The sequence below is a fragment of the Xanthomonas sp. SHU 166 genome (assembly GCF_000364685.1).
Lineage (GTDB): Bacteria > Pseudomonadota > Gammaproteobacteria > Xanthomonadales > Xanthomonadaceae > Xanthomonas_A > Xanthomonas_A sontii.
Genome location: NZ_AQOJ01000269.1, coordinates 1 through 11,074, shown reverse-complemented (window position 1 = coordinate 11,074; position 11,074 = coordinate 1). Strand labels below are relative to the sequence as shown.

The window sequence follows — 11,074 nt, the reverse complement described above, 5'->3', positions numbered from 1 at the left end:
GGCGGCCGGGGCGGCGTCGCCCAGCGAGGGTTCGCGGCGCGGCGCGGCCGGATCGGCCGGCTCCACGCGCCGGCCCTGGCTCGGTTTCTTCGGGCGGCCGAACAGGAAGATCGCCGCAATCAACAGCAAGCCGGCGGCGAGGATGCCGATGCGTAGCATTGCCATGTCGGACATTCAGGGGTTACTCCGGCAAGGGTACACAGGGGGAAAATAACTGGCGGGTGCGCATCGGGTCCGCCAACGCGGGAACCAAGCCTCGACGCGCATCACGTCCTTTAGCATGTCACGTCAGGCCGCGCCCGCCAAACGCGCGGCCTCCTCGAGGTCCACGCTGACCAGGCGGCTGACGCCGGGCTCGCGCATGGTGACGCCGCTGAGCTGATGCGCCGCCTCCATCGTCGCCTTGTTGTGGCTGACGAACAGGAACTGCACTTTCTCGCTCATTTCCTTGACCATCGCCGCCAGGCGGCCGACGTTGGCCTCGTCCAGCGGCGCGTCCACCTCGTCGAGCAGGCAGAACGGCGCCGGGTTGAGCTGGAAGATCGCGAACACCAGGGCAACCGCAGTCATCGCCTTCTCGCCGCCGGACAGCAGCGAGATGCTGGACACGCGCTTGCCCGGGGGCCGCGCCATGATCGCCACGCCGGTGTCCAGCAGGTCCTCGCCGGTCAGCTCCAGGTAGGCATGGCCGCCGCCGAACAGGCGCGGATACAGCGCCTGCACGCCGGAGTTGACCCGGTCGAAGGTGTCCTTGAAGCGGCCGCGGGTCTCGCGGTCGATCTTGCGGATGGCGTCTTCCAGGGTCTCCAGCGCGGTGTTGAGGTCGACGTCCTGCGCTTCCAGGTACTCGGCGCGCTGCGCGGCCTCGCCGTACTCGCTGATCGCCGCCAGGTTGACCGGTTCCAGCCGGCGCATGCGTCCATCGATCTGCTGCACCGCCTGCTCCCACTCGGCGGGGTCGGCATGTTCGGGCAGGCCGTTGATCACGTCCTCGAGCACGAAGCCGGCCTTGACCACCGCCGCCGACAGCTGCTCGGCGCTGAGCACCAGCGCCTGCTGGTCGAGCCGGCGCTGGGCGATGCGTTCGCGCTGCGCCAGCGCCTGTTCGTCGCGCTGCTGGCGGGTCTGCTCCAGCGCGCGCAGTTCGTTGTCGATGCCGTCCAGCAGCGCGCGCGCCTCGCCGAGCGCGCGGTCGGTGCGCACGCGCTCGCTGAGCGCAGCCTGGTGTTCGGCCTCCAGCGCCAGCACCGGCGAGTCGCCCTCGTTCAACTGCGCGCTGAGTTCGCCCAGGCGCGCGTCCAGCTGCCCGCGCTGGTTGCCCATGCGCTCCAGCGCCTGGCTCAGCGAGGCGATCTGGGTGCGCTGCGACTCCAGGGTCAGGGCCAGGGCGTGCGAGGCTTCGCGCACCCGCCGCGCGGCGTCGCGGGCCAGGTCGCGCGCCTCGGTGAGTTGGCGACGCTCGCCTTCCAGCGCGTGCCGCACCGATTCCAGGTCGCCCATGCTGGTGACCGCGTCTTCCAGCTTGGAGCGTGCCTCGCGCGCCTGCTCGCGGCTGCTGTCCAGGGTTTCCAGCAGCTGCGCGACCTCCAGCTCGATGCGCTCGATGCGGGTGCGCGCGGCGTCGACCTTGCCCTGCTGGCTCTGCAACTGGCCGGCCAGTTCGGAGGCGCTGCGGTGCGCCTGGTACAGCTGGCGCTGCGCGTCCTCGCGCTGCTGCTCGCCGGCCAGCAACTGCGCGCGCATCTCGCCGAGGCGGTGTTCGAGATCGGCCTCGCGCTCCTGCAGCGTCTCGATCTGGCCGCGCAGGCTCTGGATCTCGCGCTCGCGCAGCAGTGCGCCCTGCTTGGCCGCGCCGGACCGCGACACGCGCAGCCAGCCCTGGCCCAGGCGCGCGCCGTCGCGGGTGACGATGGAATCGCCCTCGCCCAGCTGCGGCAGCAGCGCGCGCGCCGCACTCAAATCCTCGGCCGCGTGCAGCCGCGCCAACAGCCGACGGATCGCGATCGGCCCCTGCACCTTGGCCGCCAGCGAGGTCGGCGCGAAGGTCTCGGCCGCCTCCGCGCCGCTGACCAGGGCGATGCGGCCTTCGCCGAGTTCGCCAAGGGCGTCGACCAGTTGTTCCGGCGCCTCGACCAACACGCCTTCGATCAACTGCCCGAGCGCGCCTTCGACCGCGTTCTCCCAGCCGCTCTCGACGTTGAGCCGTTCGCCGACGCGCGCCGCCGAATCCAGCCCGCGCGCCTGCAGCCAGGCCACCGCCGCGCCCTGCTCCTGGCCGAGTGCGGCCTGCTGCAGGGTTTCCAGCGACGACAGCCGTCCGCGCGCGGCCTGCGCCTGCTTGCGCACGTCGGCCAGTTCGGCCTGCGCGCTGCGCTGCTGGTCCTGCAGCGCCGCCACCGCCTGCTTGCGCGCCTCGACCTGCTCGGTCAGGCCGTCCAGCGCGGCGCGCTGGGTCTCGTGCTGCAGTTCCAGTTGCGCGAACGCCTCGGCCAGCGCGTCCAGGTCCAGCCCGGCGCGCTCGGCCAGCAGCGCCTCGCGGCGACGCTCGGCCTCCAGCGACTGCCGGTCCAGGTAATCGACGCGGGTGCGCTCCACTTCGCCGGCACGCGAGGCTTCGGCGGTGTTGCGCTGATGCGATTCCCAGCGCTGCTGCCAGTCGGCCAGGCGCGCCTCGGCCTCGCGCAGCGCTTCCTGCTTGTATTCGTTGTCTTCCTGCAGCTGCTCCAGCTGCGGGCCGGCCACGTCCACCGATTCGCGCAACAGCGCCAGCTTGGCTTCGTCGGTGCCGATGTGCTGGCCGAGTTCGGCCAGCGCCGTCTGCGTCTCGTCGCGTGCCTTGTGCAGGCGCTGCGACAGGTCGCGCTGGTGCTGGATCTGCTGCTCGATCCGGGCCAGGGTGCTGCCGACCTTGTAGACCTCGGCCTGCGCGGTGCTGAGCGCCTCGGCGGCCTCCTCGCGGCGCACGCGGCCGGTCTCGATGCGCGCCTCGGCATCGCGCTGTTCGGCGATCAACTGCTGCAGGCGCGTCTCTTCCTGGCCCAGCGCCTCGCGCAGGCCCTGCAGGCGTCCGTCCAGGCCGCGGTATTCCAGCGCCTTCCACTGCGCATCCTTGATCCGCCGCTCTTCCTGCAGCGCCTGGTACTGCTCGGCCTGGCGCGCCTGCCGCTTGAGGTGCTCGAGCTGCTTGCCGATCTCCTCGCGCAGGTCGCCCAGGCGCTCCAGGTTCTCGCGGGTGTGGCGGATGCGGGTCTCGGTCTCCTTGCGCCGCTCCTTGTACTTGGAGATGCCGGCGGCCTCCTCCAGGTACACGCGCAGGTCTTCCGGGCGCGCCTCGATGATCTGGCTGATCATGCCCTGCTCGATGATCGAGTAGCTGCGCGGGCCCAGGCCGGTGCCCAGGAACAGATCGGTGATGTCGCGGCGCCGGCACTTGGTGCCGTTGAGGTAGTAGCTGCTGCTGCCGTCGCGGCTGACCTGGCGCTTGACCGAGATCTCGTTGAACGAGGCGTACTCGCCGGCGATGGTGTGGTCGGTGTTGTCGAAGATCAGTTCCACCGTGGCCTGCGACACCGGCTTGCGCGCCGAGGACCCGGAGAAGATCACGTCGGTCAGCGAATCGCCGCGCAGCCGGCTGGCCGAACTTTCGCCCATCACCCAGCGCACCGCGTCGATGATGTTCGACTTGCCGCAGCCGTTCGGACCGACGATGCCGGTCATGTTGGTCGGCAGGTGCAGCGTGGTCGGATCGACGAAGGACTTGAAGCCGGACAGCTTGATGGTCGACAGGCGCATGGTGCGGGCAATCCATGGCAGACGCCGCCGGCATTCCGAGCTGCGCTGCCGCTAATGAAGATCCAGGTGAGGTCCTGCTTCCAACCCATTGATGCGGCTACACCGCCGGGCCGACATCGGACACGAGTCGCTGAGTATAGCGGCCCCCGCGCGAGGCTGGGGCGGCCTGCGCCGGGCGGCGGTGATGCGACGGCGGTCGCACTCGCAGCCGGCGGGTCTTGCGCCGGCCGCGCCCGGCCAGGGCCGCATGGCCCGCCGAGGGCGGCGCCGGTCGGCAAAAACGACACGGGCACCTTGCGGTGCCCGTGTCGGTACAGCGATGACGCAGGGATCAGGCGTCGGCTTCGACCACGACCTTGACTGTGGTTTCCACGTCGGCGTGGAGGCGCACCAGCACCTCGTACTCGCCGATGTTGCGGAACGCGCCTTCGCCCAGCACCACTTCGCCCTTCTCCAGCGGCATGCCGGCGGCGGTGAAGGCCTCGGCGATGTCGCGCGGGCCGACCGAACCGTACAGCTTGCCTTCGGTGGAGGCGTTGGCCTTGACGGTCACGCTGGCGCCTTCCAGCTTGGCAGCGCGTGCTTCGGCGTCGTCGTGGATCGACTTGGCCTTGGCTTCGTACTCGGCGCGCTTGGCTTCGAACTCGGCGATGTTGGCGGCGGTGGCCGGCACGGCCTTGCCCTGCGGCACAAGGTAGTTGCGGCCGTAGCCCGGCTTGACGTCGACCTTGTCGCCGAGGCCGCCCAGGTTGGTCACTTTCTGCAGAAGAATCAGTTGCATGGTCTTGCTCCGTTATTCGTTAGCGTCGGCACGCGGCCGCCGCAACGGGTGCTGTCCGAATAGGAGAAGCCGGGATTGGGGATTGGGGAGTCGGGATTGCGCCCAACGGCACCGCACTTTTCTAATCGCCAGACTTCGCTTGAATGCCCGCACCGGAGGGTGCGGGCCGTATCGCTCCGGGAAACCCGGAATTAAACGTCGTGGTTGTCCGTGTACGGGATCAGCGCCAGGAAACGCGCGCGCTTGACCGCCGTGGCCAGCTGACGCTGGTACTTGGACTTGGTGCCGGTCACGCGGCTCGGCACGATCTTGCCGTTCTCGGTGAGGTACTGGCGCAGGGTGTTGAGATCCTTGTAGTCGATCTCCTTGACGCCCTCGGCGGTGAACTTGCAGAACTTGCGACGACGGAAGAACTTGGACATGAGCGTGCTCCTTAGGCGGCTTCGGCGGCGTCGCCGTCGGTTTCGGTGGCGGCGGCGGGCGCATCGCCCTCTTCGTCGTCGCGACGACGGCGCTCACCGCGCTCGGGCTTGTCGGCCTTCTCGTCCTTGCTCTTCATGATCAGCGACTGCTCGGTGTCTGCGCCGTCGCGCTTGATCACCAGGTGGCGCAGCACGGCGTCATTGAAGCGGAAGCTCTCGACCAGCTCGCTCAGCACGGCCTGGTCCACTTCGATGTTCAGCATGACGTAGTGGGCCTTCACCAGGTTCTGGATCGGGTACGCCAGCTGGCGGCGGCCCCAGTCTTCCAGACGGTGGATGGTGCCCTTGCCGTTCTCGACCAGCGACTTGTAGCGCTCGATCATGGCCGGGACCTGCTCGCTCTGATCCGGGTGGACCAGGAACACGATTTCGTAATGACGACTCATGGTGTGTACCTTTCGGATGTGGCCTTGCGGCCGGACAGCCCCCCGCGATGCGACGGCGGTGGGGCAAGGACTCCTGCCGGGAAGGCAGGAAGCCGCGCATTATGGCGTAGAAGTGCCGCTGCGGACAAGGTGCCGTGGCGGGCGGCCGGGTGATGTCCTGACTCGATGAAGCCGGGACCCGGGGCCCGGGACCCGGAAAAGCGAGGCCGACCAGCCTTTCGTGGCGACATGCCTCAACCCGCCTGCACCAGGCAGCGCATCCGGGCCGCTCTTCCGGGTCCCCGGTCCCCGGTCCCCGGTCCCCGGTCCCCGGTCCCGGCCTTCGAGCTCATCCCACAAGGAGGCCGCGCCGCCGCAGCGGCGACGCTCAGGCCGCGCCGGCGTGCGCGGCGTCGGTGGTGAAGCTCTCGCCGCAACCGCACTCGGCGGTGGCATTCGGATTGCGGAACACGAAGGTCTCGCCCAGGCCCTGCTTGGCGAAGTCGATCTCGGTGCCGTCCACCAGCGGCAGGCTGGTGGCATCGACATAGATGCGCACGCCATCCTGCTCGAACACCGCGTCGTCCGCACGCGCCTCGCGCGCCAGATCGGTGACGTGGCCCCACCCCGAACAGCCGGTGCGCTCCACGCCAAAACGCAAGCCCAGCGCGCCAGGCGTCTGCGCGACGAAGCGCTGCACGCGGGCATGGGCGACGGGGGTGAGACGGATGGCCATGACGAACGACTCCGGCGACTGCGAGCGGACATTATAGGAAGGTTGGCGGCCGATCGCCGCCACGCCTCGCAAGCGCTGCGCTCCAGCCAGTACACTTGCCCCTTCCATATCGAGTCGCTGCGGCGAGGATTCAAGTCATGACGGTGGTGAGCGTTGCACATGCGCTGGCCGGGAAGATCCCGGAAGGCGGCGAAGTCACGGTGCGGGGATGGGTGCGCACGCTGCGCGGATCTGCCGGACTGGCTTTCATCAACGTGTCCGACGGCTCCTGCTTCGCCCCGATCCAGGTGGTGGCGACCGATGCGCTGCCCAACTTCGACGAGGTCAAGCGGCTCACCGGCAGCTGCTCGCTGATCGCCAAGGGCGTGCTGGTCAAGTCGCAGGGCAAGGGCCAGTCGTACGAGATCCAGGCCAGCGCGGTCGAGGTGGTGGGCTGGGTCGAGGACCCGCTGACTTACCCGATCCAGCCCAAGCCGATGTCGCCGGAGTTCCTGCGCGAGGTCGCGCACCTGCGCCCACGCACCAACCTGTTCGGCGCGGTGACGCGCATCCGCAACTGCCTGGCGCAGGCGGTGCACCGCTATTTCCACCAGAACGGCTACAACTGGATCAGCACGCCGATCATCACCACCTCCGACGCCGAAGGCGCCGGGCAGATGTTCCGCGTCTCCACCCTGGACATGGCCAACCTGCCGCGCGACGCGCAGGGCCAGGTCGACTTCGGCCGCGACTTCTTCGGCAAGGAGACCTTCCTGACCGTGTCCGGCCAGCTCAACGTCGAGGCCTACTGCCTGGCGCTGAGCAAGGTCTACACCTTCGGCCCGACCTTCCGCGCCGAGAACAGCCACACCACCCGCCACCTGGCCGAGTTCTGGATGATCGAGCCGGAGATCGCCTTCGCCGACCTGGCCGAGGACGCGCGCGTGGCCGAGGACTTCCTCAAGTACCTGTTCCGCGCGGTGCTGGACGAGCGCGCCGACGACCTGGCGTTCATCGCCGAGCGCGTGGACAAGACCGCGATCAGCAAGCTGGAGACCTTCATCAACTCGCCGTTCGAGCGCATCGAGTACGGCGATGCGATCGGCCTGCTGCAGAAGTCCGGGCAGAAGTTCGAGTTCCCGGTGGAATGGGGCCTGGACCTGCAGACCGAGCACGAGCGCTGGCTGACCGAGCAGCACGTCGGCCGCCCGGTGGTGGTGACCAACTATCCCGAGCACATCAAGGCCTTCTACATGCGCCTGAACGACGACGGCAAGACCGTCGCGGCGATGGACGTGCTGGCCCCGGGCATCGGCGAGATCATCGGCGGCAGCCAGCGCGAGGAGCGCCTGGACGTGCTGGACGCGCGCATGCTGCAGTTCGGCCTGGATCCGCAGCACTACGGCTGGTACCGCGACTTCCGCCGCTACGGCACGGTGCCGCATGCCGGCTTCGGCCTGGGCTTCGAGCGCCTGGTGGTGTACGTGTGCGGGCTGAGCAACATCCGCGACGCCATCCCCTACCCGCGCGCGCCGGGCAGCGCCGAGTTCTGAGCCGGCACGGGGAGCGCGCGCCATGATCCTGTTCTTCGCGCTGTGCTTCGTCGGCGTGGCGATCGCCGGGGCCAGCGCGTTCCTGATCTTCTGGCCGCTGACCCTGGTGCACATCCGCGACCGCCATCCGCCGCTGGTGGCGGCGTTCGGGCCGGGCGCCTTCCTCAAGCCGGTCGCGCTCGGCTGGCTGCTGGCGCGGCGCTACCGTCCGCTCGGCGACCGCGGATTGTCCGGGCTGGCCACGCCGGCCTGGCTGTCGCTGATGACCATCTTCTTCGGCCTGGGCATGGCCGCCCTGCTCTGGCTGCTTTCCCTGGTGATTCCATGACCTCAGATTCTCCCTCCCACGATCAGTGGTACCTGGCCAGCCTCGGCCGCCTGCTGGTGTGGGCACGCCTGCGCGTGCGCGACGCCGGCACCGCCGAGGTGCTGGACAGCGACGGCAACACCCTCAGCTACGACAGCGAGGACACCGCCCGCGCGGCGTTGTTCGATGCCGAATTCGTCGCCTTCGATGGCCTGGACGAGGACGATGCGCGGGCGCGCGGCTTCTCGTTGGGCGAGGTGGCGCCGCCGCAGGCCGACGACGACGCCGGCCTGCGCGGGCGCATGACCCAGACCCTGGGCGCGCGCGCCTGATCCGGGGATGCACGTTCCACCCGCCTTCGCCGAACACGACCTGGGCGCGCTCGATACGCTGATCGCGGACCACCCGTTCGCCACCCTGGTCACCGTCGCCGACGGCCTGCCCTGCGCCACGCCGCTGCCGGTGCTGTACCGGCGCGACGGCGAACGCATCCTGGTCGAAGGCCATTGGTCGCGGGCCAACCCGCAGGCGCGGCACGCCGGGCCGGCCTTGCTGATCGTGCACGGCCCGCATGCCTACGTCTCCCCGGGCTGGTATCCGGACAAGGAGGCGATGGCGCGGGTGCCGACCTGGAACTACGCCACCGCGCACTTGCACGGGCAGTTGCACCCCAGCGACGACGAAGCACTGCTGGCCGACGTGGTGGCGCGGCTGAGCGAACGCCACGAACGCGCGCTGGGCAGCGACTGGCGCTACGAGCCGGACAACGACGCGCACCGGCGCCAGTTGCGCGGCATCGTCGGCTTCCGCCTGGAGGTCGAGCGGGTCGAGTTGAAGTTCAAGCTCAGCCAGAACCATCCGCCGGCGAACCAGGCCGCGGTACGCGAGGCGCTGCAGGGCCAGGCCGATCCCGGCGCGCAGGCCGTCGCGGCGCTGATGCACGCGCGACGTCCGGACTGAACCACGCCGCCACGCAGCGCGGCCGACCATGCAGTTGTGCGCACCGCCACGGGACGCGCGGCGGCACGCGCCACCTCACCCACAACGGCTGGCCGGTCCCTGCCGGTCGTGCCCGGCATGGCGCGCACTGGCCCTGCCTCCCTCCAGCGGCGACAGACCTTCGCGGATCGCGTAGCGCGTCAATTGCGCGATGCTCTGCATGCCCAGCTTGAGCATGATGTGCTCGCGGTGGGTGCCGATGGTCTTGACGCTGATGTGCAGGCGCGCGGCGATCTCCTTGGTCGACAGTCCCTCGGACAGCAACTGCACGATCTCGCGTTCGCGCGAGGTCAGCAGCGTGTAGGCGGAGACGGCATCGCCGGGCGGACAGCGGTACTCGCTGACCAGCGACTGCGACAGTTGCGGACTGATGTACAGCTGGTCGTTGCCGACCTGCTGGATCGCGCGCAGCAATTCGTGGAAGGTGCTGTTGCGCGCCAGGTAGCCCTTGGCGCCGGCGTCGATGGCCGCGCGCACGTTGGCCGCCGCATCGGAGGCGGCGATACAGATCGCCTTGCTGCGTGGGCTGCGCTGCAGCAGCCGGCGGGTGGCCTCGATGCCGTTGAGGCCCGGCAGCATCACGTCCATCAGCACGATATCCGGCTGCCGTCGGGTCACCAGTTGCACGCACTCCAGTCCGTCGACCGCGTGGCCGACCACGTCGATGTCCGGCGTGTTGTTGAGCAGGGCCACCATGCCCTCCAGCACAATGCTGCGTTCGGCGGCAATCACGATACGTGTGTTCATTCTCTACCTGTGTTGGCAATGGAACTCCCAACGCGCGACCGCGCGGCAACCCGCGTCCCCCTGCAGCGCGACGCGCCCCTTTTTCAATCGATGCGACAGCGCTGAACCTGCGCTTGCATTACGTTCTCAGCTTGTCACGCTGCGTCATGGCAGCCATCGGTTTCAGGCTGATATGGATGGCGACGACGGCTGAACTTGTGCGGATTGCCGCATTCGTCTCGGTTCGTAGACAGAATCCCGTGCTATCGCGCACGCGCTGCGACGCAGAACGAAATCCTGCGCCGACGAACGATGATGGAAACATCGGCGATACGCCGGTGTCGCGCCGGCGGGTTCATTCCGCTGCCGGCGATGGCAATGGCGGCGGCGGCAGACGCGCGGCTTCCACCTGCAGCATCCCGCGGGCGAACTCGGCGAGCCGCTGCTGGATCGCCGCCGGCGGTGTGCCGGCCTCGATCGACTGCTGCAGGGCCATCAACTGCGCGGCCAACTCGCCCTGCCAGCGCATGCGCTCGGTGTCGTTGCTGGCGCGCTGCACTTCCAGCGACGCCTGCGCCTGCGCCGAGGTATCGCCGCGCACCAGCGTCTCCATCAGATCGACCAGACGCTGCAGCAGGCGGTACACCGCGGTCGCGGAGAAGCCGCCCAGCATCGCCAGGGTCGGCTTGCCGAAACTGCGCATGCTGCCGCTTTCGAACAGATCCGGCGGCAACACTTCGACCAGGATCAGCCCGGCGATCAGGCCCAGGATCATGCGCGCGCCGTAGGAGGCGTCGTACTTGGGGTCGTAGCTGGCGTCGGCGACGTAGCGGTGCACCTGGAACAGCGAGGAGAACGAGGCGCCCAGGCCGGCGCAGAACAGCAGGAACAGCGCATTCCACAGCAGCACGCTGCCAGAGGAATCCAGGAAGCCCAGGCGCACGTTGTCCGCGCTGACCTTGCTGGACAGGGCCGTCGCCACCACCGCGAACAGGAACAGCAGCGAGGTCGTGGTCAGCGCGCGCACCAGCGGCAGCGGGCCGAGCAGGGTCGCCCAGTGCGGGCGGCGACGCTCGGCATCGAGCAGAAACACCGCCTGCGGCGTGGCCGGGCGGATCAGCTGCGCCAGTCGCCGGTGGGTGACCGCCAGTTCGTGTGCGTGCACCTCGATGTCGCCACCATCGGCGTCCGGCGTGCCCGCGCCCAGCAGCGCCGACAGGCGGGCGATCAGCTCCGGCGGCACCGCCATGCCGTGCTCCAGCGCATAGCGCGCCATCGCTTCGCACTCGGCGCGCAGTTGCGGCAGGATGCCCGGCGGCGGCAGCCGCGGCCCGGCACGGCGGGCCGCGGTGAG

The 11,074-nt window shown here is 69.3% G+C and carries 11 protein-coding genes and 1 pseudogene; 4 read left to right on the top strand and 8 right to left on the bottom strand.

The window, feature by feature from the left end:
- The 6 genes and pseudogenes from D180_RS23440 to D180_RS08570 all read right to left on the bottom strand — a co-directional run.
- A pseudogene (locus tag D180_RS23440) lies at nt 1–174 on the bottom strand (cell division protein ZipA); the annotation flags it as partial.
- Between the two features lie 114 nt (nt 175–288).
- A complete protein-coding gene (smc, locus tag D180_RS08590; RefSeq protein ID WP_017912473.1) occupies nt 289–3,792 on the bottom strand; it encodes a chromosome segregation protein SMC in 3,504 nt (1,167 codons plus the stop codon).
- 331 nt (nt 3,793–4,123) lie between these two features.
- On the bottom strand, nt 4,124–4,573 hold the full coding sequence (gene rplI / locus D180_RS08585; protein WP_010342531.1) for a 50S ribosomal protein L9: 450 nt from the start codon (nt 4,571–4,573) through the stop codon (nt 4,124–4,126).
- A 191-nt stretch (nt 4,574–4,764) separates the two neighbouring features.
- Nucleotides 4,765–4,995, bottom strand: coding sequence for a 30S ribosomal protein S18 (gene rpsR / locus D180_RS08580; RefSeq protein WP_002804494.1), 231 nt, complete (start codon nt 4,993–4,995; stop codon nt 4,765–4,767).
- Nucleotides 4,996–5,006: 11 nt separating this feature from the next.
- On the bottom strand, nt 5,007–5,441 hold the full coding sequence (gene rpsF / locus D180_RS08575) for a 30S ribosomal protein S6 (protein WP_010342529.1): 435 nt from the start codon (nt 5,439–5,441) through the stop codon (nt 5,007–5,009).
- 367 nt (nt 5,442–5,808) lie between these two features.
- Nucleotides 5,809–6,156 carry an iron-sulfur cluster assembly accessory protein gene (locus D180_RS08570; RefSeq protein WP_017907178.1) on the bottom strand — a complete coding sequence of 116 codons (348 nt, stop codon included), beginning with the start codon at nt 6,154–6,156 and terminating at the stop codon, nt 5,809–5,811.
- Between the two features lie 137 nt (nt 6,157–6,293).
- Here D180_RS08570 and asnS point away from each other — a divergent pair, with 137 nt between their 5' ends.
- Genes asnS through D180_RS08550 form a run of 4 tightly spaced genes read left to right on the top strand, consistent with a single transcriptional unit; the run spans nt 6,294 to nt 8,955 of the window.
- On the top strand, nt 6,294–7,688 hold the full coding sequence (gene asnS, locus D180_RS08565; RefSeq protein WP_017907179.1) for an asparagine--tRNA ligase: 1,395 nt from the start codon (nt 6,294–6,296) through the stop codon (nt 7,686–7,688).
- Nucleotides 7,689–7,710: 22 nt separating this feature from the next.
- Nucleotides 7,711–8,016 (top strand): hypothetical protein, encoded by a 306-nt coding sequence (locus D180_RS08560; protein WP_017907180.1) that lies wholly within the window; start codon nt 7,711–7,713, stop codon nt 8,014–8,016.
- Nucleotides 8,013–8,327 (top strand): hypothetical protein, encoded by a 315-nt coding sequence (locus D180_RS08555; RefSeq protein WP_017907181.1) that lies wholly within the window; start codon nt 8,013–8,015, stop codon nt 8,325–8,327. The genes D180_RS08560 and D180_RS08555 overlap by 4 nt, the downstream gene beginning before the upstream one ends.
- A gap of 7 nt (nt 8,328–8,334) precedes the next feature.
- Nucleotides 8,335–8,955: an FMN-binding negative transcriptional regulator gene (locus D180_RS08550; protein ID WP_017912471.1), complete on the top strand. Its 621-nt coding sequence runs from the start codon at nt 8,335–8,337 to the stop codon at nt 8,953–8,955.
- A 75-nt stretch (nt 8,956–9,030) separates the two neighbouring features.
- Here D180_RS08550 and D180_RS08545 read toward each other — a convergent pair whose 3' ends face one another.
- Nucleotides 9,031–9,741 (bottom strand): response regulator transcription factor, encoded by a 711-nt coding sequence (locus tag D180_RS08545; RefSeq protein ID WP_017912470.1) that lies wholly within the window; start codon nt 9,739–9,741, stop codon nt 9,031–9,033.
- A 334-nt stretch (nt 9,742–10,075) separates the two neighbouring features.
- On the bottom strand, nt 10,076–11,074 hold a 999-nt coding region (locus D180_RS08540; protein WP_017912469.1), incomplete at its 5' end, for a hypothetical protein.